Source organism: Solibacillus sp. FSL R5-0449 (assembly GCF_037975215.1).
Classification (GTDB): domain Bacteria; phylum Bacillota; class Bacilli; order Bacillales_A; family Planococcaceae; genus Solibacillus.
Map to the genome: position 1 here is coordinate 430,017 of NZ_CP150239.1, position 25,051 is coordinate 455,067.

Here is a 25,051-nt window from a genome sequence, read left to right on the forward strand (position 1 = left end):
CGTTCAAATGATTACGATCAATCTTACAGCATTGTAAGGTAATTGAAAGCCAATCCGATAGAGTGTAATAGTTTAATTTGGCACAATAAGGTCATAAGGGAATTTAACATACACATACGATGTCATTATGCCACGGCGCACTTCATATAAAATCTATCGGAGGACTTTCAAATGAATGAATTATTAACGACTATTTATGATGAATACAACCGCTACATTTACCACCTTTGCTTAAAGCTTACACGCAATCAAAACGAAGCAGAAGATTTAATGCAGGAAGTTTGGGTAAAGGTTGTACGCTATGAAGAATCAGTATCAAAAGTAGACCATGTAAAAGCATGGCTTACAACAATTACGATGAATACATTCCGCGACCGCTATCGCAAAAATGTTCGTCGCAGTAAATACATGATGAATCAACCTGAACAATTAGACGTACCGATTTTAGATTTGGTTCCCAACAATGATTTTACGACGGAAGAACTTGTGGAAAAAACAGAAATCACAAAAATCGTGCAAGAGAAAATGGGTCAGCTTGATAGCATTTACCAAAAAACACTATGGTATTTCTATGTGGACCAATTCTCATTAGCCGAAATTTCCGAACTGATGAAAGTATCAATCGGTACAGTGAAATCTCGTCTGTTCCGCGCAAAAGCACGCTTAAAAGAAATTTTACTTTCCGACAATGGTGTCGCAGAAGCAGTATTGGCTTAGTAATAGTTAGGACGAAAGCTATGGCAGAAAGTTGCCGTAGCTTTTTTTGTGTTTGAATGGAAAGTGGCTGATATCTTATTGGGATTGACTAATATCAGGGAAGGAATGGCTAAAAACTAAGAGAGTTTGACTAATAACCAAGAGCGTTTGACTAATATCCGTAGAAAAGTGACTAATAAAATTAAACACGAGCCAAATAAAAAACACATGAGCAGCCGTATGCTCATGTGCTTATAATTTCGTACACTTATCAAATATTGCCGTTAAAGTTTTAATTTCATCTTCTGTTAACATACCGAACAGGTTTTCAAAAAGATTGTCTACTTGCTGACGAGAGCTTTCGAGCACTTCGATTCCTGCTTCGGTAATATGAATTTGCGAAGCGCGGCGATCCGTTTCATTTTGGGTTTTTTCAATGAGTCCCGCTTTAATGAGCTTCGTCGTCAAAACCGTTACGCCACCTGTCGTCACCTTCAGCTTTTCTGCAATGGCAGAAGGGCGCTTTGGTCCATCTGTATGCAAGTAAGCCAAAATTAAAATATGTGATTTCGAGAAGCCTAACTGATTTTGACTGTTCCATTGATTAGCAATTTTGCGTTCCAACGATGTCATCTTTTCAAAAAGTTCGGTTAACTGCTCGCGTTTATGCTCATTCATCAGTGTCAACTCCAAATGTTATCACTATTCTACGGCTAATTTCTGAAGGGCATTCAATTCAAATGCACGCACTTTACGAGGGATGAAACGACGAATGTCCATTTCGTTATAGCCGATCTGAATGCGTTTTTCATCAAGTAAAATAGGGCTGCGCAACATACGAGGATGCTGCTGGATTAAGTTGTACAACTCTTGAATGGATAACTGGTCAATATCAATGTCCAGGTTTTTGAAATCATTCGAGTTTGTCGCAATAATTTCATCCGTACCATCTTCTGTCATACTTAAAATATGTTTAAACTCTGCTAAAGTCAAAGATTGAGAAGTTGTTCTTTTTTCAGTATAAGTAATATTATTTTCGTTTAGCCATTTCAATGCTTTTCGTGATGAGGAACAGCTCGATTGTGTATAGATTGTTACTGTCATAATTAATTTCCTCGCTTTCCCATAATCAATAATTTGGTGATAGCTTAGTTGTAAGACATTTACTTATAATAATATCTTACCAGTAAGCTATTTATAATGCAATAAGTTTATTATATGTTTCCCTTTTACTGTTTACCCATTCTTCTAATAAATTATACGTATAAAACTATAAAAAGTTTCTAATTTAATATTACAGTTTTGTAAAGTAGAAACTAGAAGAGAGAAGGGGACTGCTGGGCGCGGTTAGTTTTGAACAGGGAATGATTCTAATATGTAGTGGGAGTGCTTTAAAAGACCGCGACTTTTTAATATATTCTAGAAATATTCTAAATAGAACTTACTACTCTAAAAATGTTTTTCAAGAATCCAGGGAATATTGGACTGGTTAAACGCTCGAACCTTTACTATATTCGTCAGCTATAATGAAAAGTCCTTGCCAAGCGATTGTTTATTGACGAATAATTCTGACTAACATTCTTATTTTTCTAATATTTGACACAATTATCCAGTTAAAGTCTTTTCTTAATGAAAAAAACAGTGCACTCTATAATAAAGAGTACACTGCATGATTAAAAACTATTTAAATTCGTTTAATTCTTTCGTTTCGCGAGTCGTAAACCAGTCTTGCACGTTCCATACTTTCGTCGCTAAACCTTCATAGAATTCTGGCTCATGTGATACAAGAACGATTGTCCCTTTGAATTCTTTCATGGCACGCTTCAGCTCTTCTTTTGCATCAACGTCCAAGTGGTTTGTCGGTTCGTCAAAGATCAGCCAGTTTGTTTGATCCATCATCAGCTTGCAAAGACGTACTTTTGCCTGCTCACCACCAGAAAGTGAATTCAGTGGACGAGTAATATGATCCGTTTTCAGGCCGGCACGTGCCAATGCTGCACGGACTTGCGCTTGTTCCATAGAAGGGAACGCATTCCATACATCATCAATCGGTGTGATTTTACCTGCTTTTACTTCCTGTTCGAAGTAAGATGGCTCCAAATAGTCGCCTAAAATTACTTTACCGTCCAATGGCTGAACTTTGCCTAACATTGTTTTCAGTAAAGTCGATTTCCCGACACCATTCATGCCGACTAACGCAATTTTCTCACCGCGTTCGATTTGGAATGTAAGTGGCGGCAATAATGGTTTTTCTTTATCATAGCCAATCACCAAGTTTTCCGCTTCCACTACGTAACGACCAGGTGTACGTGCTTCTTTAAAGCTGAACTCCGGTTTTACAGCTGTTTCCGGGCGGTCAATACGCTCCATACGATCCAGCTGCTTCGCACGTGATTTGGCACGACCGCTTGTTGAGTAGCGTGCTTTGTTGCGGGCAATGAAATCTTCCTGCTGCTTAATAAATTCCTGCTGTTTTTCATATGCATCGATATGCTGGCGCTTATTGATTTCCGCAAGCTCGATAAACTTCTCATATGTCGCAGTGTAACGCGTCATTTTAGCAAATTCTAAATGTAAAATTACATCAACAACATTGTTCATAAATTCCGTATCATGCGAAATTAAAAGGAATGCATACGGGTAGTTTTTCAAATAGTTTTTCAGCCAAGTAACATGTTCTTCATCTAGATAGTTGGTAGGCTCGTCCAGCAATAATACTTTCGGCTTTTCAAGTAAAAGCTTAGCCAGTAAAACTTTTGTACGCTGACCACCGGATAATGCGGCAACATCGCGTTCCAGACCAATCGCATCCAACCCTAAACCACGGGCAATCTCATCGATTTTCATGTCCAGACTATAGAAATCACCAGCATCAAGTGCATCCTGGATTTCAGACATTTCTTCCAGTAGGCTGTCGTAATCTGCATCAGGCTCGCCCAATTCCACTGAAATTTCATTTAAACGCTCTTCCTTCTTATATAAAGGGGCAAACGCATCACGTAATGCATCACGCATAGAACGGCCGGCAGTTAAAACCGTATGCTGGTCTAAATAACCGTAATGTGTACCAGGCAGCCATTCCACTTTTCCTTCATCGTGAATTGCCTGTCCTGTAATAATGCTCATCAATGTCGATTTCCCAACACCGTTTGCACCTACAAGTCCGATATGATCGCCTTCAACAAGACGGAATGAAACTTCTTTAAATAACGTACGGTCACCAAATGAATGCCCTAAATTTTCAACAGTTAATATTGCCATATATAATCCTCCGAGTGTTTTAGTGTTTCCTGCTAATAACGTTGATTTCCGTTTAGGCGGACGCTTTCTGGGGGCGTGAGGCCGACATGAAGTCGGTCACAAAAGCGTTGCCACAGGACGTGGCGTACTTAGCTTTTGTTCCCCTGTAGTCTCAGGCGTCGCCACCTACACAATCAACTAGATTCTTCTTTATAAAAAAATTTATCCATTAAAAAACCCGCAACATTAAAGTGCTGCGAGCTGTTTGTTTAGTTCTGCTAGCCGTGCTTCCATATTTTCAAGGCGTGCGAGCGCTTGTTTTACTGAGTCTGCATGGCCAAGTGATTCAAGCTTTTCCATATCGCCTTGAAGATTGATGTAATCATTCTTTAATTCGGCGATTTCCTGCTGAAGCTGGTCTTTTGTTTGCATCATTAATTACTCCTTTAGTTTCGGAAATTAATCTTTTCATATTGTAACATAATGCATACATTTATGTGATGGGGAAAGCCTAATTTTTTAAGTTAAATATGGGCCATATTGTGACGCGCATAAGCTAAATCGAGCAGCAGGTTTTTCAGAATTTCATTGTTTGTCAGAATTTCAAGGCCGCGCTGCTTGCGGACAGCTCGTTCGCGGCGCTGTTCATGAAGCAAGAGCTCCATTACGGCATTTTGAATAATGGACTGCTTCATTTTTCGGCCTAATCCGATATGGATAAATCCGTTCATTTCGCGCGTGAATGCATAGTTCAGTTCATTATCCTGCTGTGCCGTTGTAATACAAGGAATACCGGCAGCTGCCACTTTATACGGTGTATAGTTGGCATTGCAAATAATCAAATCTGCTTGCGGCATCAGCTCGAGCAGGGCATCGGATTTTTGGACGATGACGGTATTTTTTCGGCTTAATGCCATCATTTTTAGACTATCGATGTCATGATGATAGTCATCGTCAATCGCAACTGAAACTTTTAACGGGATTTGTAGCTGGGTTAAGTGGCGTAAAGTGCGGTAAGTCAGATTGTTGCTATCCCCATCTTCAAATGCGACAACAATATGCGGAAGTGAATCTTTAATCGAGCTATCGGGTTTTTCAAGGATTTGGTATGCGACTTTTTCTAAATTTGGCGGTACGGCAAATGCATAGCTGCCGGCAAGTTCGTGTGTATGCGGTTCTTCATGGGATTCTCCGAACAACGCAACGATATGACAGTCACTAAGCTGTACACCATTGCCAAAATCATCGAAATGAACAATCGTCGGGCAAAAAGGTTTAATCGTTTCAATTTGTTCGACTTGGGTATCTTTACCTTCATGGATGATTAAATGAGGCTCTAATTCACGGATTTTCTTTTGAAGCTCGGAAAAACGTTCAAACTTTACAATATTTAAGCCAGTTTGGGCCAATTTATCAAGAAGCTGTTCGTTTGCAGTTTTCACAAAGAGAACGACCTCTTCATCCTGCAACAGATTTGCCAAAGTTACTGCACGCTCAAAAGGATATGTTCCTTTAATCTCACAATGCTCGATAATCCATATAATTTTTCTTTTTTGCACGTAAATCCCATCCTTTCCACTATCTCTATAAAATATGGTGGGATTGCCGAAATTATGAATGAGAGAGTTTTCTACATATACATACATCAAAATAAAGAAAAGAGGAAACATATGAAAACGATGCGCTCAGCGTTGGTCGTAGGTGCAACAGGATTGGTCGGTTCTTCGCTTGTGAAGTTATTATGCGAGAGTGAGGAGTATGCTGCAGTCAATGTCATTTCGAGAAGGCCGCTTGATTTTAAGCACCCGAAACTAGTTGTAAAGCTGTGTGAATTCGATCAGATTGCCGACAAGGATATTGAATTTGCTCATGAGGTCTTTTGTTGTTTAGGTACGACAATGAAAAAAGCAGGATCAAAGCAGCAGTTTGAAAAGGTTGATTTTGAGTATCCGCTGACGATTGCAGCAATCGCAAAAAATCGGGGAGTCGGTCATTTCATTGTCATTTCCGCAATGGGAGCAAATGAAAAGGCACTTGCTTATTATAGTAAGGTAAAGGGTAAATTGGAGGCAGAGCTCATTAAAATGGATTTTCCTCGTCTATCAATCGTTCGTCCATCACTCATTACAGGGGATCGCCCAGAATTCCGTCTAGGAGAAACAATAGGCGATAAAGTTTTAAAGGTACTTAACCCGGTTTTAGTAGGACCGCTGAAAAAACTGCATTCCATACCTGCAACGCAAATAGCTTTGGCAATGAAAGTTATTGCACTGTACGGGAAAGAGCAAAAAGTGGCAGTTTACTTATCCGATGAGCTGCTGGAAATGCAGATGCCTACAATCGAAAAGGAAGAAGCTTTATCAGATGAAGAAGTGACCTTTAACTGGGATAAATATAATGATGATCCATTGCCGCCAGTAAATCGTGAGGATAAAGAGGGACGACGGATAAATGATGAGCGGGGGGAATAAGGTTGAAACCATCCTCATGTTGTATTTTGAAATCACGCTAATTTCCACTGAAATCACGATGTAAGACGAAAGACTGAAATTGAACTTTACTAAGCAACTACCTATTAAAAAGCAATGTTATTCTGATACAATATGAGTACAATGATTTACATGGAGGAACATTTATGAAAATATTACTTGTCGATGGAACCATCTTTGGTCGTAAAACCGGAGTTCTTTTGGAACAGGTTCAACAATATATTCAAGCTTTCAACCCTTCGCTAGAATTAGAGATTTTATACTTCTCCAAATTACAGCATCAAATACTAGACGGCAGCCCGTTAAATGATGATATGAAAAACATGATTCAAAAATTTGAAGAAGCGGATGCTTACATTTTCGCATCACCAATTTTCCAGGCATCGATCCCAGGCGTACTGAAAAATGCCTTTGATATGATTCCACCAAAAGCGTTACGTTACAAGCCGGCTGCTATGATCGGTAATGGCGGAACATACCAGCATCATTTAGTACTGGAAACCCAATTACGTCCGATTCTTGATTACTTCCGATGCCTAGTTACACCAAACTATGTATACACACACGCAGATCACTTTGATAAGGAAAATAAAATTATCGATGAAGATGTACACAACCGACTGCGTGAACTTGCACGCGTATTCGTTCAATATTGTGAAATGACAAAAACATTATCAAAACAAGCAGTTGATATGCAATAGCTATGAGGAGCCTCCATTAATCGATGGAAGCTTCTTTTTTTCTTCAGCAGACCCTTCATATTTCTCCTCAAAAAGTTCATGAATATTTACTCGCGTATAATATATTTCTTTATTCATCATAATTTAAAGTTAGGAAGATGCTATAATGGTACTGTAAAAATTTGTAATGATGAGGAATCACAAATAATTTCATTTGAATCCACCGACATTTTGGAGTACCATGAATACTTATGTCAAAGTGAAGATTTTACTTCCGGAGCATTTGGAGGCGAACCGATAGATGGAACAAACGATATGGCAACAGGAAGAGACACATTTAAAAGAAATCAGCGCTCTTCTCAAACAACAAATAAAGATACAGTCCAATCATTTAAAAAAGCAAAAAGGCGACATTGTTGAGGAACGCTCACAAGCTTCTTCGGAATTTAACGATGTTTCAGGGGAAAGTGCCATCCAGTTTTCGCAAATGCTGCAAACAATGCAATTGCGCGAACGTGAGTATCTGAATGCCAGCGAACAATTAAGCAAAATGCAAATTTTATATAAAAGTCCGTATTTCGGGCGTATTTCAATTGAAAATGAAGAAGGCGAACGGGAACATTTATATATTGGTTTATCGACATTCCGCGAACCAAAAACGGATGATGTGCTGATTTACGACTGGCGCGCACCGATTTCAAGCCTCTTTTATGAAAATAAAGTCGGGAAATCACGCTATCAAATTCCGGACGGAGAATATATTCCGGTTACGATTCAAGGCCGCCGCCAGTATAAAGTAAAGTATGACGAGCTGTTGCAAGTACTGGATGCCGATATTTATGTTGGTGATGAAGTGCTCCAAAGCCTGCTGTCGGATACCGCAAAAGAAAAGATGAAATCGATTGTCGCAACAATCCAGAGCGACCAGAACATCGTCATCCGTTCTTCAAATAAAGATAATTTAATCGTACTCGGACCGCCTGGAAGCGGGAAAACCTCTGTTGCGATGCAGCGAATTGCGTATTTGCTGTATGAGTACCGCCAAACAATGAATGCACGTAGTATTCTGCTCATTTCACCGTCTGACTTGTTCAATGACTACATTTCGAACGTATTGCCGGAACTTGGTGAGGATAATGTACAGCATACGACGTACTACCGTTTACTGCGCGATTTAAAATTGTCTTATTATAAAGCAGAAACGAGCTACGAAAATATTGAACGACTTCAAAAGGCGAGTAAGGAAGAACGTGAGCACTATGCATTTAAAGGTTCACATGCCTACGTAAAGCAATTGCTTAAATATATTGAAAGTCTCAAGAAGAGCGGCATGCCGTTTTATAATTTAAAGGTCGAAGGAAAGCTGTTCGTTTCCGCCAAAAAATTGACGGATCTGTTTTATGATAAGTTCGGCGCACTGGATATTGATTTTCGTCTGAAAAAAATTCGTACAGTACTGCTGGAAAAGATAGAGCAGGAAAAAGCAAAAGACCGCAAAGTATTGATGAAGGAATTAAGGTCGATCAATACGTATATCGGGACAGATAAGGAAATCGAGCAGCAGGCAAATGAGAAGCTGCAAAAAAGGTACGGCAAACTTGAAAGTGCGATTCATCAACTAGGGTTTGTCAATTTAAACAAAATGTATGTGCATTCGTTAACTTATCAAAACGATAATTTAAAAACGCAAATGATTCAGGCAGCAACGACTGAAACACTGAAACAACGCATATTATATTACGAAGATTTGGCACCCATCATGTATATGCAAGCTGTTGTAAAAGGCTTATATACGGATAATACGATCAAACATATTGTCATTGATGAAATCCAGGACTATTCGTATTTGCAGCTGTTGGTGATTAAAGCGATGCACCCGAAAGCGCATTACACATTGCTCGGGGATAAAAACCAGGTCGTGCATCCGCAAATGAAGGACTCGCTTGCAGGTCCATTGTCCAAGCACTTCAAAGCAGTCGAACTAAACAAATCGTATCGTTCGACAAATGAAATTACCGATTTTATGAGCGCAATTTTAAATAATACAACAACAGAATCGCTTGGTGTATCAGGGGATAAGCCGCAAATTATTGAAACAAATGCAGTGCGCGAAACCCTTATCCAGCTTGTTAATACGCATTATAAAGAAGAGGAAAGCTTCGTCATTTTATGCAAAAATAAGCTGGCATCCGAACAATTGTACAAGGAATTAAAACCGCTTCTTCCCCAGCTCCAGCTCGTTACTGAAGAGCAGAAGGTATATATGAAGGGGCTGCTCATCATGCCAGGCTATATGGCGAAAGGTTTTGAGTTTACAACAGTTCTAGTAGCAGATGCGAATGCCAATGTATACAGGGAAGAGATGGATGCGTATTTACTGTATACAATTGCTTCACGTGCGACACGTCAATTATTTTTAGTAACGGACGGAACATTGCCAAAAGCGCTTGCACACATCGGTGAACAGTATTATCGTAAAGAAGTGAACATTTAGGCGGTTTTTTACGTCTAACAGAAAAGGACTACTTTTTTAGGAGATACAAATGGAAAATTTTGATTTAATTTTAGTTTTAAAGCATTTTATTATCGGTATTGTTCAAGGATTAACGGAACCGATTCCGGTGTCGTCAAGTGGGCATGTCATGATTGTCAGTGAACTTCTAGGAATGGGAGAACAGGGCTTCACATTCGCGATTTTGACAAATACAGCTTCACTGATTGCGATTATGTTTATTTACCGAGAAGATATTATACGGTTAATTACAGGATTTTTAATGTTTATTAAAACACGCAATCGTCGTTACCGTACGGACTTTAATTTTGCACTTTACATCATTATCGGCTCGATTCCGGCAGGGGTTTTAGGTGTACTGCTGAGTGATGTTATTGCGGATAATGTAAGCATGACGACAATCGCGATTATGCTGTTTGTGACAGGGATTGCACTATGGTTAATCCGTAATCTGCGCGGAACAAAACGTGATGGCGATTTATCGGCAAAAGATGCCCTATTAGTAGGTTTTGGGCAGGCAGCTGCATTAACACCGGGAATTAGCCGATCAGGTGCAACAATTATTTCATCTATCGCTGTCGGAATGAAACAGGAAACGGCACTGCGTTTCTCATTCATGCTGTATATTCCGGTTAGTCTAGGCGGTGTTGTATTAGGGTTTACAGACTTCCTGGATGAGCCAAACAAAGCGGATTTAGCCATTCCGTATACAGTCACATTCCTTGCGACATTATTTATGACATATTTCGCCATGCGATGGTTCATGGGTATTATGAAAAACGGAAAGCTGCATTACTTCACGTATTACTGCTTTTTAGTTGGTATTTTATTATTAATATTCTATTAGAACAGATTAAGCACGCTTGTAGTCTTGAAGACTATGAAGCGTGTTTTTTTGTTTTGTTTTTTCGAGTCGGTGCATAACCTGATTTATAAGCGTTCTCAAGCGATTAAGCACTCCTGTTTCCTTTAAAATTCAAATTAGATTGTAAAAAAATATTGACAAATAGAGCAAATTTCTATTTAATTAGTTAGGTTAACTAACCATTTTGGATGAAATAGGGAGGTAATTTAATTATGACTTTCTTTTTACAATTGCACCGTTTTCATAAACGCTATATGCAGCGTCTGACTAATATACTGGCAGTGCATGAACTGTCCAATGCCAACTGGTCTCTAATGCAATATTTGGCGAATGAAGATCTGGCAACAATGAGTCAGATCGCGAAATATTGGGATGTTGAGAAGCCGACTGTTTCTGCAAATGTTAAGACATTGACGAAACTGGAGATTATTCAAATGAAACAAGGCAATGACAGAAGGGAAAAATATATAAGTTTGACGGAAAAAGGAGAAAGATTGTATGAAAATATTTCCCCGGAAATTAAATTTCTACAAAATCAGCTATTAAACAACCTGTCAGACGAACAACAGGAGCTTTTCGAAAAAGCCTTGTCTGATATGGAGAAAATATTGAAAGAAGGGCTAGAATGAGTGAAGTAAAAGAACCAATCTGGACGAAGGATTTTATCATTGTATCAATCATTAACTTTATAGCGATCTTAATATTCTTCCTGCTAATGGTGACCATTTCAAGTTATGCGGTAGAAACGTATCAAGTTTCAACAAGTATTGCAGGACTTGTTTCAAGTATTTTTATTATCGGGTCATTGATCGGCCGATTAGGAGCAGGGCGTCTCATCAGTAATATTGGTCCACAGAAGATGCTTTTAATTGGTCTTATCGTATTTTTCGTATCTACAACACTTTATTTAATGGAATGGGGCGTTGTTTATTTATTGATCGTCCGCTTATTGCAAGGGGTTGCGGTCGGAACAGTCGGAACAGCGACAGGTACGATTGTTGCTATGATATTACCGGCATCACGTAAAGGGGAAGGAATTGGATACTTTAGTTTAAGTGCCATTTTGGCAACAGCAATCGGTCCGTTTGTCGGCATGTTCATGCTGAAGCTTGAAAACGGCTTTGATGTCATTTTCTATATGAACACGGCCCTTTCACTTATTTTACTGGTCGCTTATTTCTTTGTTAAAATTTCTTTACCACAACCAAATAAACAAAACGGAAGTGAGCCTGAGAAGCTTTCATTCCTTGAAAAATTCATCGAACCAAAAGCGCTTCCTATTTCATTTATTGCCTTATTAATCGGCTTTGCATACTCGGGAGTTATGACATTCATTACGTTTTATGCACGAGAAATCAATTTAGTGGAAGCGGCAAGCTACTTTTTCTTAGCTTATGCGGGGATTGTCGTTATTTCCCGTCCGATTACCGGGAAAATGATGGATGTGCGCGGTCCAAATATTATTGTTTATCCATGTCTTATCGTTTTTGCAATTGGTATGCTGCTGTTCAGTCAGGCATCAGCAGGCTGGATGCTGTTACTTGCAGCTGTCCTGATTGGCTTTGGTTACGGGAACTTTAATTCCATTGCGCAAACGATTGCTGTTAAAGTGACGGAGCCGCATCGGTTCGGCTTAGCAACATCAACATACTTCATTTTATATGATTTAGGGTTAGGTGTCGGGCCATTTATTTTAGGTATGATTGAACCTTATACAACATACCGCACAATATTCGTATCGATGATTCCGCTCATTCTTATCTGTATTCCGCTTTACTATATATTAGTAGCGAGAAAACGGAAAATTGCATAGGTTCTGTCAAGGTAATTAGTCAAATTGACAGCTTCATGTCAGAAACTTACTAACAATAAGCATGTATCTTCTTAAAAGGTACATGCTTATTGTTTATTCAGAAAGAAAGTGATAAAATTTTGAAAATTACAAAAAGGAAGAGAGTTCACTATGCAATATTCTGATAGTATTTTAAAAACACCGTCATCATTCATCCGAAATATTTTAAAGGTAACGGATGCACACGATGTCATTTCATTTGCGGGAGGCTTGCCAAATCCAATCTCATTTCCAATTGATGAGTTAAAGCAGTCGGTAAATGATGCAATTGATACAAATGGTGCAAAGGTATTTCAATATTCTACGACACAAGGCTATTTGCCGCTACGTCAGTATATTGCAGACAAATATAATAACAAACAATCGAATTTAAACTATACAGCAGATGATGTACTTATAACGACTGGATCCCAGCAGGCGTTGGAGCTTATTTCCAAAGTTTTGCTAAACAAAGGGGACGGGGTTGTCATTGAGGAACCCGGCTATTTAGGAGCCATCCAAGCATTTACATTACGTGAACCAAGTTTCTACGGTGTAACACTTGAAACAGAAGGTATGAATGTAGAACAGTTGAAGGATGCGCTAAAACAGCCAAATGTGAAAATGGTTTATACCGTTCCGAACTTCCAAAATCCTACCGGGTTAACATATACGAAAGAGCGCCGCGAAGAAGTTTTTGAAGCGGTAAAAGATCACGATGTCATTTTTATCGAGGATGATCCGTACGGCGAGCTTCGTTTCACTGGGGAGCACTTGCCGTATATCGCAGCAGGAAAAATGACAAACAGTGTCGTATTAGGTTCGTTTTCAAAAACGGTTACACCGGGGATGCGCCTAGGCTATATTTTGACGAAAAACAAAGAACTACTGGATCATGTCGAAACAGCGAAGCAGGCGACGGATTTGCATACAAACATTTTCGGACAATACATTCTGCATCAGTATTTAACGACTAATGAGTATGAAGCACATGTTGAAAAAATTATAGCGCTCTACAAAACACAAGCGGACACAATGCTTGCTGCTATGGAAAAGTACTTCCCGCCATATGTGAACTACACGAAACCTGAAGGCGGTATGTTTGTATGGGTTACACTTCCGGAAGGCGTAAATGCACTTGAAAAATTTGCGGAAGCAATGGAGAAAAAAGTAGCATTCGTACCGGGAAATCCATTTTATACCGACAGAGAATCGGTAAATACACTACGCCTGAACTATACAAATGCAACACCTGAAATTATCGAAGAGGGTATTAAACGTTTAGCGGAAATTTTATAATGTATATTTAGGGAAGCTATTGCTTGGAGGAATCCGAGTGATAGCTTTCTTTTATTTAAAAATTCACAGAAGTACAAATGGAAAATAATAGTATAATAATATTAATTGTCAAAACGCGATATGAAGGGGTGCAATAATTTGAAAATTATGTTTGAATCGATTACCGAATTTGGCGATATACTTTTACCTGCATTTGAAGTAGAAGTACAATCACCGTCAATCAATCTATATACAGATGTGACAAAAATTAATTACATCATCAAACAATTATCATCAACATCAGAAATTTATGTACATCAGCAGGAGACTGGACATTATGAGCGCTTAACTGTAGAAGAAACGTTTCGATTTTATTTGAATTTACATAATCGAGGAGATTCAGTGGAGTCACTCATCCGGGAATTCGGTTTAGAACAACTGAAAAAAGTACGTGTGGAAAAGTTAACATTAAGCGAACGCCGTTTATTAGGATTTTTAAGAGTATACATACAGCAACATGATGTAATAGCTTTGATCGAACCGTTCCAAAATTTACAGCAAGACGAACGTAAAGTCATTTTGCATTTAATTTCAAAATTACAGCATTCGGGAAAGAAAACGATATTACTTTCGAATAACTTAGAGCACTTAATCCATTTAGAAGGGGAAATCTTCAGACTGGATCAAGAAGGGCTACATCCGCTTGATGTGAAAGAAGAGCAAATAGAACAAGCAGCTACAGAACCTGTTCAGCTTAAAATCGAAAAGATCCCTACAAAGAAAAATGAAAAAATCATCTTATTTAATCCGCCGGAAATCGATTATATCGAAAGTGTCGAGGGGGAAGTATTTGTTTATGTTGCCGGAGAAAGATACCCGTGCACACTAACTTTGAGTGAACTTGAAAAGCGGTTACATCATTTCGGATTTTTCCGCTGTCACCGCTCCTATATCGTCAATTTGCAAAAAGTAAGGGAAATAATTACGTGGACTCGCAATAGTTACAGCTTATCTCTTCAAGGTACAAACAAATCGGAAGTGCCATTATCACGCACAAAACTTACGGAGTTAAAAGAAATTGTCGGAATATAGATTTCCTGGGAAATAGTGCGTACAATTCATCGAGCTATAACACCAAACACCATCAATTTGCGACAATTCACCGTCGAAATAATGCCGTCCTTCCTGTTTTTCTTTAAATTAAAGGTAACAACAAACGAGGGAGGAACAAATGATGGTAAACATTATTGAAGTTCAAAATTTGCAAATGAAGTTTGGGAAAGAAGAAGCATTAAAGAATGTTTCCTTTTCCATTAAAAAAGGAGAGATTTTCGGATTCCTTGGTCCAAGCGGTTCCGGAAAAACGACAACAATAAAAATTTTAACAGCTCAATTAACACAGACAACAGGGCAAGCACTTGTTTTTGATAAACCGGCAAGTGAAATGAATAATGTCCAACAGAAAAAGAAGTTTGGTATTTTAACGGACAACAGCGGACTATATCAACGTCTTTCTATAGAAGAAAACCTATTGCTTTACTGTCGTTTATATAATTTGCCTGAACGTGCGATAGAAGAAGCGCTCATGTTCGTTAACTTACAGAAGGACCGCAAAAAGAAGGTTAATCAGCTTTCAAAAGGGATGATGCAGCGTGTTATTTTAGCACGTACGATTATGCACAAGCCGCCGCTGCTCTTTTTGGATGAACCTACTTCCGCCTTGGATCCGGTAAATGCCCAACATATTTATAACGGGTTGCGCCAGCTAAATGAATTAGGAACGACGATTTTTTTAACAACGCACAATATGGCGGAGGCTGAGCAGCTATGTGACCGGATAGCATTTTTGCACAAAGGGGAAATCCGGGAAATAGATTCACCGGCTGCACTGAAGAAAAAATATAGTGACCAGTCCTTTACAGTGGAACTAGAGAATGGGGAAGAGCATGTTGTCCGTAATGGGGAGCAGGGGGCACTGCAAGTAATGGAGTGGATGAAAGCCGCACGCGTATCGCGTATGTATTCCAACGAACCGACATTAGGGGATATTTTCGTACAACTAACAGGGAGTGATTTAAAATGAACATGTCAATGAAACGAATTCAAGCCATTTTTGTGAAAGATTATAAAGAGTTTTCACGTAATTATGCGGTATCATCCGTTGTCTTTATGCCGATGGTTTTGGCGTTATTTTATGGACGTATCGATACAGCCTCAATGGATATGTACTTCTTTCCGATCAATATGACATTTTCAATGGTAACGGCCTATATCCAGGCGTGCCTGATTGCTGAAGAAAAAGAGCGGAATACTTTGCGCGGTCTTATGATGTCTCCAGCATCAACAGTTGATATACTTTTAGGAAAAAGCTTGCTCGTATTTTTAACGACAGCAGTTATTTTGGCCGTCTCTTCTTATTTAGTTGGATACACACCGAATGATATGATTACAATTTCTATTGCATTAATGATTTCAGCCGTTTTTTATTTAGCATTAGGAACAATTTGCGGTTTATTCACAAAATCGATTATGGAAGCTTCATTAGCGGTGTTACCGGTTATGGTAATCTTTACATTTGGCCCATTAGCAATTCATTTAGTAGAAAGCAATATACTCGTAAAAGTGGTAGAGTGGTTGCCGAGCACACAGTTGCTGCGAATAGCAGAACTATCACAGGCGGGGAAAGGCCTCTCAGAGTTAATCGGTGCATTTAGCATCATCACAATGTGGACAGTGGCAGCTGTCATCACATCGATTATATTATTTAAGAAACGTACGAAAGATGAGTAGACTTGTAAATAGAAACAGCTGTACCAAGGTGAAACTTTGGCACAGCTGTTTTTTTAACCAATATGAAACTATAAAAAGAAGCATACCCAATAGAGTATGCTTCTTGCAACTAACTATGTGAACTTAATTCCTAAGAATTAAAGTTTTGTAACGTTAGTAGCTTGTGGGCCACGGTTGCCTTCTTCAACGTCGAATTCAACTTTTTGACCTTCGTCTAAAGTTTTGAAACCTTCGCCTTGGATAGCTGAGAAGTGTACGAATACATCGTTACCGCCTTCAACTTCGATGAAACCGAAACCTTTTTCTGAGTTAAACCATTTTACTGTACCTTGTTGCATGAGAGAAAACCTCCAAAAAATTAATTAATTGAATTGCTAAATGTATAAAAAATTCACACATTAAAAAAGGGAGCGTACACGTTCACTTTTTTAATATGTGAATTGATCGTAAACAGCTTAAGCAATTTAATTAAGTTTATTGTATAACAACATTATCCAAATGTCTACTAAAAATATTCGAAATGAAGAGGAAAATTTTGATTTTTCGTACAAATGAAGGGAAAGTATGAGGTGAATACATCGAGTTAATAGTACTTTATTAGTGAATTAACGGAAGAATAAGTAAAAATTTATGTATAGGGATAATTTTTTAACCTTATTTTCAAAAACATATTCACAACCAACTAACCGCAAACAATTTTTATGTTTTATTTGAATAATTTTGTTGTCTAATACTAATATACCCGAGCTTTCAAAAGTTAAACATCATATTGTATTCTTATAAAAAATTTTTGTGACATCTTATTATGAATTATGAAATACGGTCGTAATTCAAATACATCTAGGCACGATTGATGTATGGTATAGTTGGTTCAAAGAGTTACGAAAGGATTGTTTACAATGGTTAAAAGCTTAGTATTAGCAGAGAAACCTTCAGTAGCACGCGATATTGCAAATGTGCTGAAGTGTCATAAAAAAGGTAATGGATTTTTAGAAGGAGACAAATATATCGTCACATGGGCGCTAGGGCATTTAGTAACGCTGGCAGATCCGGAGAGCTATGACGAGAAATATAAAAAGTGGGATTTAGCTGATTTACCAATGCTGCCGGAGCGTCTGAAGTTAACAACAATTAAGCAGACGAGCAAACAGTATAATGCGGTAAAATCACAGCTTACACGTAATGATGTCAAAGAAATCATCATTGCAACAGATGCAGGGCGTGAAGGGGAATTGGTTGCACGCTGGATTATTGAACGTGCAAAAGTAAATAAACCGGTTAAGCGTTTATGGATATCATCTGTTACCGATAAAGCAATTAAAGAAGGCTTTGCAAATTTGAAACCAGGTAAAGCATATGAAAACCTGTATTATGCAGCGGTTGCCCGAAGTGAAGCCGACTGGTATATCGGGCTGAACGCAAGTCGCGCATTATCGACGAAGTTCAATGCACAGCTTAATACTGGCCGAGTACAGACGCCGGTTGTCGCAATGGTCGCGGCCCGCGAAGATGAAATTAAGCACTTTAAACCTCAAACGTATTATGGCATTGAAGCCCAAACGAAAGAGCTGAAATTAACTTGGCAAGACCAGAACGGTAATTCGCGCAGTTTCGATAAAGACAAGATCGATAAAATCGTCAATACATTGGATAAGCAAAATGCGAAAGTCGTCGATATTGAACGTAAACCGAAAAAGTCGTTTTCACCAGGGCTTTATGATTTAACTGAATTACAGCGTGATGCCAACAAGCTATTTGGCTATTCGGCAAAAGAAACGCTGAATATTATGCAGAAGCTTTATGAATCACATAAAGTGCTCACATACCCTCGTACAGATTCACGTTATTTATCATCTGATATTGTCAGCACATTACCTGAACGTCTCAAAGCATGTGCTGTTGGGGAATATCGTACTTTAGCAAACAAAGTACTAACAAAGCCGATCAAAGCAAATAAATCGTTTGTTGATGACAGTAAAGTATCGGATCACCATGCCATAATCCCGACTGAAGAATATGTAAACTTTGCAAACTTCAATGATAAAGAGCGCAAAATTTACGATTTAGTCGTAAAGCGTTTCCTTGCGGTACTTTTCCCTGCACATGAGTATGAGCAGTTAACGGTTCAGGCTGAAATCGGGAAAGAGAAATTCATCGCACGTGGTAAAACGGTCATTACTGCAGGATGGAAAGAAGTGTACTCAAATCGTTTCGATGACGAGGAAATTTCAGAGGATGTAAAAGAACAGCTGTTGCCGCGCCTTGAAAAAGGACAAGTGCTGAACGTGTCATTACTGGCCCAAACTTCAGGGCAAACAAAACCGCCAGCACGCTTTACAGAGGCGACGATACTGACAGCGATGGAAAATCCGGCGAAATATATGAACACGCAAAATAAAGCACTTGCTGATACATTGAAATCGACTGGCGGGTTAGGAACGGTTGCGACACGTGCAGATATTATCGATAAACTGTTCAATTCATTCCTTATCGAAAAGCGCGGAAAAGACATTCATATTACGTCAAAAGGGCGTCAACTATTGGATTTAGTGCCGAATGAACTGAAATCACCGGAAACGACAGCGCAGTGGGAACAAAAGCTCGAGCAAATTGCTAAAGGCAAGCTGAAAAAAGATGTTTTCATTAATGAAATGAAACAGCATACGAAAGCAATCGTTGCCGATATTAAAAACAGCGATAAAAAGTTCAAGCACGATAATATTTCAACGAAGACCTGTCCTGATTGCGGAAAGCCGATGCTTGAAGTAAACGGGAAAAAAGGTAAAATGCTCGTATGTCAGGACCGTGAATGTGGCCACCGCAAAAACGTATCACGCGTAACGAATGCACGCTGCCCGCAATGTAAGAAAAAGCTGGAACTGCACGGACAAGGTGATGGCCAGATTTTCGTATGTAAATGCGGTTACCGCGAAAAACTGTCCGCATTTGAAGCGCGCCGTAAAAAAGAAGGCGGCGGTAAAGTCGATAAACGCAGTGTTCAAAAATATTTGAAGCAGCAAGAAAAAGAAGCCGAGCCAATTAATAACGCATTTGCGGATTTATTAAAAGGCATGAAGTTTGATGATTAATCAATTCACAGATTAAATCTAAAGTTGAAAGTGTTTAAGACATTAAGTGAATTACTATTGATTAAGAAGTAAAATTATTTTAATAAACAAATATTGAATTCAAAAAAGCCATTTTTCTCCAAGAGAAAAATGGCTTTTTTAAGTTATGTGTAACACTTATTTTTATTTAATTTATGGAGAGGATGTGTATAGTAACTTTGAAAATAAAGCTGGTTGATCCCATATTAGGTAAGCATAGAGTAAAACTAATAATATTTTATGTAACTTATAATTATTGTAATAATTTTAGGTAAATCTGTATAAACTGGGAAGAAGTTAGCTAAGTTCTATCTAATATGTATGAGGTGTTATGTGATATTAAAAAAGAAGTTAATTGTTGGAACGGTAATTACTCCATTACTTTTGATACTGGTGTTTTTCTTAGGAAAGGAAAAAGTAGTGAAAGAGGATGAAGGTTCAAAGCAATTTATAGATGAGCAAACAAAAGTAGAGGAGCAATTAAAAATGGAAAGTTACCCCCCCTTTATAGATTCTACTGAAACTAATAAACGGCCTCTATTAAAATACAGGAGTGATGATTTTCAAGGGGGTATGAATATACAGATTTATGGTCACCCTGATATGGAAGAAGTTAGGAATGTGTTTAATCATCTAAGAAATATAGGAATTAACAGTGTGGCATTAAATTTTCCTTTTTATCAATCTAACTGGCAGGCCAATGAAGTGAGTACTAGTCCAGAAGATACACCGACAATTACAGAGCTTCAAAAAATTATAGAAATTGCTCATTCTACTGAACTAAGCGTTATGATTAAACCTATTATGGATGAACAGGTGTTTTCATCCTCCAATATGTGGAGAGGGCAGATAAAACCTACAGACCCGGATTCTTGGTTTGAAAGTTACCATGCATTTATCCTAACATACGCAAAATTAGCTGAATCCACCAATGCTAAATTATTAAATATTGGTACTGAGTTGAATTCAATGCAAAGCAATTTTCAGGATAAATGGAAAGAACTTATAGAGAGTGTACGTCAAGTTTATAAAGGAAGGTTATTGTATTCCTTTAACTATGATACTGTTTCGGAAATTCCTTCTATTGAATTCGTTAAGTTACTCGATTACGTTGGTATTGATGCTTATTTTCCGTTAGATTTACCAAATGGTGCAACAGTAAAGATGCTGGAGGAAGAGTGGAGGAATCAAATGATGCAGTTAGAATCTGCGTTATGGCAATACTCACTTATTGTAACGGAAGCAGGAATACTACCTATTGCCGGTGCATATCGAACACCTTACGCTTGGAGTTTTCCTGATGGTACGTTTGATTCTCAAGCTCAATCAAATTATTACGAAGCAACTTTTAACATATGGAAACCCAAAACTGAAGGTATCTATTGGTGGGCAGTTATACTTGGCGACCGTTCCAATGATATAACCTACTCACCCTTGGAATTACCTGCGGAAGAGGTTCTTAAAAAGCACTTACTTCAAACCCCTTATTGATAGTTTATTATAAAGAGTTTGTTTTTTAGTAGTAAACAAAATGCAGAAGGAAATCCTTTTTACAAATTAATAAAACAGGCTAAAACCGATACTGAATAGGTTTAAGCCTGTTTTTAAAATTCAATTTTGAGCGTTTTTATTTTTTGGATTTCATATAGTACTTTTAATGCAAGACTAATGTATTGCTAACGAATTCATTTGAGACTTTTCTACTTTAACAACTGGTAACTAGGAATTTAAATGAATTCCATTAGCAAAGCAAAAAAGGGGAATATGCTTAAATTATGAAAAAAAAATTAAAGAGGAATGAAATATGGGTTTATATTATTTTGATATGTTTCTTCACAATATTGCAAAATCCTTCAGTATTGGCTGCTAAAGAAATTGAAGAGCCTAAAGTATTGGTTATATATACAACAAAAGATGGTGAATTGAACCATGAGCAACGGTATCTAGATTTATTAATTAGTCATTTTACATCAGATATCCAATTTATGAATAGCGATAATGTAAAAAAAAGTGATTTAACAACAACAACCCATTTAGTCTATTTTGGCCAAACTGCAAAACTTTTGCCTGCTGAATTGACAAAGATGATGGAAGAATATGAAGGGACAATCTTGGCGATTGGTTATAACTCTGAGCAATTAGGAAGTAGATTTGCATTTGTTAAACCATTAAATAAAGTTACTATCAACCAACTTCAAAAGAAAACTACTGATAAAACCTTAGATATTCCAGAAATAAATGCCGTCGAGATAGAGGTAAGTGATGGGACAGAAGTTCTTATTAATGGAAGCATGAGAGGCGAAGAAAGAAGTTACCCCATAATGGTGGGAAAAAGAGAAAGCTATTATTATGGATTTGATAATATTGATTCGAGTCGCGCTACGCTTTTTGCTGAATCGCTCCATGACGTTTTTAACATTGAACATGACGAGATTTATCCTGGATATATCAGATTGGAAGATGTTCATCCATTAACGGATCCCAAGCCGCTGAAAGAAATCGCCCTTATGCTTAAAGAAAAAAATATACCTTATATGGTTGCAGTAATACCGATTTATATAAATCCGATTACTGGAAAGAGAACTACTTTTGCAGATTCTCCAGAACTGTTAAAAGTTTTAAAGCAAATCCAAAAAGATGGCGGCAGTATTATATTACATGGATATACTCATCAGTATAGGGCATCTGAGACCGGTGAAGGGTTTGAATTTTGGGATGTCGAGAATAACTCACCGATTTATTTCCCCGAACATGAGAAATTTAAGCTAAAAGAATTAGAGGATTTCTCTACACGAGATGAATATATAGCTTATATAAATGAATTAAAAGTATATGAAAGAGAATATACAGAAACAAAAATAAACAAGGGGATTGATGAACTTGCGAAATACGGATTATACCCTTTGGCATTTGAAGCTCCGCATTACACTATGTCCCAATATGGTTACGAAATATTATCGGGGTATTTTTCCACGTATGTGGGTCAGGTACAAATAAGTGATAAAGATTGGGAAATAATGAGTGATGCCCCCTACATTACCTCTCCATCATTTTTGCATGGGATGAATTTACTTCCGGAAACGATGGGTTATATCGATCCTGATGATGAGAATGCTATACAGAATTTGATGGGTAAAAGAGAAAGAATTAGAGTGGCTCGTGATGGGATATTATCGGCTTTCTATCATCCTTATTTAGGTTCAGAGAAGTTTAAGGAATTACTGAATGAGTTAGATCAATTAACAAATGTTTCTTGGATTGATTTGAAGAAAACAAATGTATGGGTAAATGGAAAAAACGTTTCGATTCATACAGAAAATGGTGAAATAATTACAGATGTTAATCGTTATAAAATTATCTATTCTTCATGGGATGCACTTATTTATTATATTGGTCAAATAGTTAGTTTGGTAGCATGGATTTTAGTCGGTATCGGCAGTATTGCAGTGTGTATGTTTATTATGTTTACTTTCCACTTTATAAAGAAAAATAAACAAATAGAAGGGTGACCAAAATAGCGGATTTCTTTCTTTATATTTCTATTTTTTTGATTTGGATTATGCTGATTTATCATGCTTTCTTGATGTTAGGAGGATATTTACACTCATTAAAATATAGGGAGTTTAAAAGGACGCTTAAGGTTTCTAAAAAAGCTTATCCTAAGGTTAGTATTCTCATTCCCGCTCACAATGAAGAAATCGTTATAGAAGATACTATTCAATCGATGCTGAAGATTAACTATCCAAAAGAAAAACTAGAAGTAATTATTATTAACGATAATTCTACTGACCAAACTGGTGCCATTATTGACCGGTATGAAAAGGAATTTTCTTATATCCGAGCTGTCCATACAATTCCTCCATATGCCGGTAAAGGTAAATCTGGTGCATTAAATCAAGGATTTAAATACTCGACTGGAGACATTATTGTTGTATATGATGCCGATAATACACCTGAACCGGATGCTATACTTAATTTGGCATTAGGGTTGTTAAAAGATGAAAAAGCAGGTGCTATAGTAGGAAAGTTCCGCGTAATAAATGCAAATAAAAATCTTTTAACAAGACTAATAAATATAGAAACTTTAACATTTCAATGGTTAGCTCAAGCAGGCAGATGGTTTTGGTTCAAAATGACAACTATTCCCGGCACGAATTTTGCGATACGCCGATCCATATTGGAGGAGCTGGGAGGGTGGGATGAAAATGCCTTATCAGAAGACACAGAACTGAGTATTAGAGTTTATAACCTCGGTTATTATATTCGTTTCTTTCCAGAAGCCGTTACTTGGGAACAAGAACCGGAAAAAATCCGTGTATGGTGGCGACAACGGACAAGATGGGCGAGGGGAAATTTATATGTTATTTTAAAGTATCTTTTTCAAATTCATAAATTAAAGAATAAAAAAGTTGTTATTGATATCTTTTATTTCTTGTTTACTTATTTTTTGTTTTTCAGCGGGGCTATGATTTCTCACATTATTTTTGTCGTAAATCTTATATATGATTTGAAGCTGTCCATTGGGATAGTTTCATATGCATTATTAATAACGGGCTTTCTACTATTTGTAACAGAAGTTTGCTTGGCGTTGAGCATGGAGAAGAAACAATATACCACCAAAAATTTCCTTATTGTATTACTAATGTATTTCACATACTCCCAATTATGGATATTACTTGTTGTTCAAGCCGTATTACTTGAAACCAAACGGATATTACTAAAACAGGAGGTAAAATGGTATAAAACGCAGCGATTCAAACAACCAGAAGAAAAAGGAAATTCCGCTTAGTGAATAGGAGAAGTAGGCTACTTATTTTACGAAAACCGTACTTTATACAAGTGCGGTTTTCGTGTTTAAAGGAGCTTAAGTTCTTTCGATTTTATCAATAAAAAGCGTAAGAATGGAATCCATTGGGGCCTCTCCATTCGCAACAGCATTCACTTTATCAACATATTCGTTGGCGACTAAATATTTTAACGGCTGCTCTACTGCATGAAAATATTTGAATGTTTCCCTTGCAATCTCATCCCAATCTTTATAGTAGATTAAATAGTCATTTGCCGTTACTTTTGTTCTTGTTGTGCCTTCCTCGGGGATGCACTCAAATTCTTCAATAAGACCCAAAGCTCCGTAATCACAAGTCAATTGCTCGCCAGGCAGGATGTCTTTGGCAGCCAATTGAAAATTATAAGCTGTATCGACACAATTAGGATTGAAGCTGTGATTCATATATTTGGCATGATCCCAATGAAGGACATAGATGCCGTCAGATTCTACATAGGCATATTTGTAGATATCCGCTTTTTGTAGATTACCGAGGCTTTCGATAAACTCCTCTGTCAGCATGAGGTCAAGGTCATCTTTAATCCAGACAATCGACCCTTTTGGGATTAATTTTGTTGCAAAGACGCCAACGCCTACCTGCTCACTGACAAATTGAATTTCAGTATCCGGGTGCATCATTAGTAACTCCTCCTTATAAGTAAACCCATTCAAATGCGTATTGAATGGGGGGATATGTTATTTCCTTGAAATCGGATTGTTTTAATATGTTATGGCATT

Annotated in this window: 22 protein-coding genes; 15 read left to right on the plus strand and 7 right to left on the minus strand. The window is 37.7% G+C overall.

Translation table 11 applies throughout. From position 1 onward, the window contains the following. The first annotated feature begins 171 nt into the window (after positions 1-171). Positions 172-717 carry an RNA polymerase sigma factor gene (locus MKY27_RS02175; RefSeq protein ID WP_251689971.1) on the plus strand — a complete coding sequence of 182 codons (546 nt, stop codon included), beginning with the start codon at positions 172-174 and terminating at the stop codon, positions 715-717. 231 nt (positions 718-948) lie between these two features. Here the strand turns inward: MKY27_RS02175 and MKY27_RS02180 are convergent, their stop codons facing one another. The 5 genes from MKY27_RS02180 to MKY27_RS02200 form a co-directional block, all read right to left on the minus strand. Next, positions 949-1,374, minus strand: coding sequence for a MarR family transcriptional regulator (locus MKY27_RS02180; RefSeq protein WP_339197384.1), 426 nt, complete (start codon positions 1,372-1,374; stop codon positions 949-951). A 24-nt stretch (positions 1,375-1,398) separates the two neighbouring features. After that, positions 1,399-1,800 carry a transcriptional regulator SpxA gene (spxA, locus tag MKY27_RS02185; protein ID WP_008404676.1) on the minus strand — a complete coding sequence of 134 codons (402 nt, stop codon included), beginning with the start codon at positions 1,798-1,800 and terminating at the stop codon, positions 1,399-1,401. 576 nt (positions 1,801-2,376) lie between these two features. Next, entirely contained in the window at positions 2,377-3,957 is a 1,581-nt protein-coding gene (locus MKY27_RS02190) for an ABC-F family ATP-binding cassette domain-containing protein (protein ID WP_339175008.1), read from the minus strand. Between the two features lie 225 nt (positions 3,958-4,182). Then, positions 4,183-4,368, minus strand: coding sequence for an SE1832 family protein (locus MKY27_RS02195; RefSeq protein ID WP_251689967.1), 186 nt, complete (start codon positions 4,366-4,368; stop codon positions 4,183-4,185). A gap of 92 nt (positions 4,369-4,460) precedes the next feature. Beyond that, the gene (locus tag MKY27_RS02200) at positions 4,461-5,495 is read right to left on the minus strand and encodes a CMP-N-acetylneuraminic acid synthetase (RefSeq protein ID WP_339197387.1); all 1,035 of its coding nucleotides are present in this window, start codon (positions 5,493-5,495) and stop codon (positions 4,461-4,463) included. Positions 5,496-5,606: 111 nt separating this feature from the next. On the opposite strand from MKY27_RS02200, the gene MKY27_RS02205 reads away from it, so the two are divergent. From MKY27_RS02205 to MKY27_RS02250, 10 genes are all read left to right on the plus strand, one after another. After that, positions 5,607-6,407, plus strand: coding sequence for an NAD(P)H-binding protein (locus tag MKY27_RS02205; protein ID WP_339197390.1), 801 nt, complete (start codon positions 5,607-5,609; stop codon positions 6,405-6,407). Between the two features lie 164 nt (positions 6,408-6,571). Then, on the plus strand, positions 6,572-7,126 hold the full coding sequence (locus MKY27_RS02210; protein WP_339175013.1) for an NADPH-dependent FMN reductase: 555 nt from the start codon (positions 6,572-6,574) through the stop codon (positions 7,124-7,126). 280 nt (positions 7,127-7,406) lie between these two features. Continuing rightward, complete coding sequence (locus MKY27_RS02215) at positions 7,407-9,599, plus strand: UvrD-helicase domain-containing protein (protein ID WP_339197392.1); 2,193 nt, start codon at positions 7,407-7,409, stop codon at positions 9,597-9,599. A gap of 49 nt (positions 9,600-9,648) precedes the next feature. Further along, a complete protein-coding gene (locus MKY27_RS02220; RefSeq protein ID WP_339175015.1) occupies positions 9,649-10,464 on the plus strand; it encodes an undecaprenyl-diphosphate phosphatase in 816 nt (271 codons plus the stop codon). Positions 10,465-10,694: 230 nt separating this feature from the next. Then, positions 10,695-11,111: a winged helix DNA-binding protein gene (locus MKY27_RS02225; RefSeq protein WP_339175016.1), complete on the plus strand. Its 417-nt coding sequence runs from the start codon at positions 10,695-10,697 to the stop codon at positions 11,109-11,111. Continuing rightward, positions 11,108-12,295 (plus strand): MFS transporter, encoded by a 1,188-nt coding sequence (locus MKY27_RS02230; protein WP_339175017.1) that lies wholly within the window; start codon positions 11,108-11,110, stop codon positions 12,293-12,295. Before MKY27_RS02225 ends, MKY27_RS02230 begins: the two co-directional genes overlap by 4 nt. A gap of 150 nt (positions 12,296-12,445) precedes the next feature. Continuing rightward, positions 12,446-13,612 (plus strand): PLP-dependent aminotransferase family protein, encoded by a 1,167-nt coding sequence (locus MKY27_RS02235; RefSeq protein ID WP_339175018.1) that lies wholly within the window; start codon positions 12,446-12,448, stop codon positions 13,610-13,612. A gap of 147 nt (positions 13,613-13,759) precedes the next feature. Then, complete coding sequence (locus MKY27_RS02240; protein WP_339199590.1) at positions 13,760-14,683, plus strand: LytTR family transcriptional regulator DNA-binding domain-containing protein; 924 nt, start codon at positions 13,760-13,762, stop codon at positions 14,681-14,683. A gap of 142 nt (positions 14,684-14,825) precedes the next feature. Further along, complete coding sequence (locus MKY27_RS02245) at positions 14,826-15,674, plus strand: ABC transporter ATP-binding protein (RefSeq protein ID WP_339175020.1); 849 nt, start codon at positions 14,826-14,828, stop codon at positions 15,672-15,674. Next, the gene (locus MKY27_RS02250; RefSeq protein WP_339197395.1) at positions 15,671-16,381 is read left to right on the plus strand and encodes an ABC transporter permease; all 711 of its coding nucleotides are present in this window, start codon (positions 15,671-15,673) and stop codon (positions 16,379-16,381) included. Before MKY27_RS02245 ends, MKY27_RS02250 begins: the two co-directional genes overlap by 4 nt. Before the next feature lie 137 nt (positions 16,382-16,518). Here MKY27_RS02250 and MKY27_RS02255 read toward each other — a convergent pair whose 3' ends face one another. Continuing rightward, a complete protein-coding gene (locus tag MKY27_RS02255) occupies positions 16,519-16,719 on the minus strand; it encodes a cold-shock protein (RefSeq protein WP_008404655.1) in 201 nt (66 codons plus the stop codon). Between the two features lie 561 nt (positions 16,720-17,280). Between MKY27_RS02255 and MKY27_RS02260 the strand changes: the two genes are divergently transcribed. The 4 genes from MKY27_RS02260 (at position 17,281) to MKY27_RS02275 (ending at position 24,277) form a co-directional block, all read left to right on the plus strand. Continuing rightward, complete coding sequence (locus tag MKY27_RS02260) at positions 17,281-19,470, plus strand: DNA topoisomerase III (RefSeq protein WP_339175025.1); 2,190 nt, start codon at positions 17,281-17,283, stop codon at positions 19,468-19,470. A gap of 351 nt (positions 19,471-19,821) precedes the next feature. Further along, on the plus strand, positions 19,822-20,979 hold the full coding sequence (locus MKY27_RS02265) for a hypothetical protein (RefSeq protein WP_339197398.1): 1,158 nt from the start codon (positions 19,822-19,824) through the stop codon (positions 20,977-20,979). A 284-nt stretch (positions 20,980-21,263) separates the two neighbouring features. Continuing rightward, entirely contained in the window at positions 21,264-22,997 is a 1,734-nt protein-coding gene (locus MKY27_RS02270) for a DUF2334 domain-containing protein (protein ID WP_339197400.1), read from the plus strand. Positions 22,998-23,002: 5 nt separating this feature from the next. Beyond that, positions 23,003-24,277 carry a glycosyltransferase gene (locus MKY27_RS02275; RefSeq protein ID WP_339199593.1) on the plus strand — a complete coding sequence of 425 codons (1,275 nt, stop codon included), beginning with the start codon at positions 23,003-23,005 and terminating at the stop codon, positions 24,275-24,277. Positions 24,278-24,352: 75 nt separating this feature from the next. On the opposite strand, the gene MKY27_RS02280 is transcribed toward MKY27_RS02275, so the two are convergent. Further along, entirely contained in the window at positions 24,353-24,952 is a 600-nt protein-coding gene (locus tag MKY27_RS02280) for an SET domain-containing protein (protein WP_339197402.1), read from the minus strand. Positions 24,953-25,051 lie beyond the last annotated feature (99 nt).

Coding starts and splice junctions, on each gene's coding strand:
- MKY27_RS02175 (WP_251689971.1), top strand. CDS start 172: ATGAATGAATTATTAACGACTATTTATGATGAATACAACCGCTACATT.
- MKY27_RS02180 (WP_339197384.1), bottom strand. CDS start 1,374: ATGAATGAGCATAAACGCGAGCAGTTAACCGAACTTTTTGAAAAGATG.
- spxA (WP_008404676.1), bottom strand. CDS start 1,800: ATGACAGTAACAATCTATACACAATCGAGCTGTTCCTCATCACGAAAA.
- MKY27_RS02190 (WP_339175008.1), bottom strand. CDS start 3,957: ATGGCAATATTAACTGTTGAAAATTTAGGGCATTCATTTGGTGACCGT.
- MKY27_RS02195 (WP_251689967.1), bottom strand. CDS start 4,368: ATGCAAACAAAAGACCAGCTTCAGCAGGAAATCGCCGAATTAAAGAAT.
- MKY27_RS02205 (WP_339197390.1), top strand. CDS start 5,607: ATGAAAACGATGCGCTCAGCGTTGGTCGTAGGTGCAACAGGATTGGTC.
- MKY27_RS02210 (WP_339175013.1), top strand. CDS start 6,572: ATGAAAATATTACTTGTCGATGGAACCATCTTTGGTCGTAAAACCGGA.
- MKY27_RS02215 (WP_339197392.1), top strand. CDS start 7,407: ATGGAACAAACGATATGGCAACAGGAAGAGACACATTTAAAAGAAATC.
- MKY27_RS02220 (WP_339175015.1), top strand. CDS start 9,649: ATGGAAAATTTTGATTTAATTTTAGTTTTAAAGCATTTTATTATCGGT.
- MKY27_RS02225 (WP_339175016.1), top strand. CDS start 10,695: ATGACTTTCTTTTTACAATTGCACCGTTTTCATAAACGCTATATGCAG.
- MKY27_RS02230 (WP_339175017.1), top strand. CDS start 11,108: ATGAGTGAAGTAAAAGAACCAATCTGGACGAAGGATTTTATCATTGTA.
- MKY27_RS02235 (WP_339175018.1), top strand. CDS start 12,446: ATGCAATATTCTGATAGTATTTTAAAAACACCGTCATCATTCATCCGA.
- MKY27_RS02240 (WP_339199590.1), top strand. CDS start 13,760: ATGTTTGAATCGATTACCGAATTTGGCGATATACTTTTACCTGCATTT.
- MKY27_RS02245 (WP_339175020.1), top strand. CDS start 14,826: ATGGTAAACATTATTGAAGTTCAAAATTTGCAAATGAAGTTTGGGAAA.
- MKY27_RS02250 (WP_339197395.1), top strand. CDS start 15,671: ATGAACATGTCAATGAAACGAATTCAAGCCATTTTTGTGAAAGATTAT.
- MKY27_RS02255 (WP_008404655.1), bottom strand. CDS start 16,719: ATGCAACAAGGTACAGTAAAATGGTTTAACTCAGAAAAAGGTTTCGGT.
- MKY27_RS02260 (WP_339175025.1), top strand. CDS start 17,281: ATGGTTAAAAGCTTAGTATTAGCAGAGAAACCTTCAGTAGCACGCGAT.
- MKY27_RS02270 (WP_339197400.1), top strand. CDS start 21,264: ATGAAAAAAAAATTAAAGAGGAATGAAATATGGGTTTATATTATTTTG.
- MKY27_RS02280 (WP_339197402.1), bottom strand. CDS start 24,952: ATGATGCACCCGGATACTGAAATTCAATTTGTCAGTGAGCAGGTAGGC.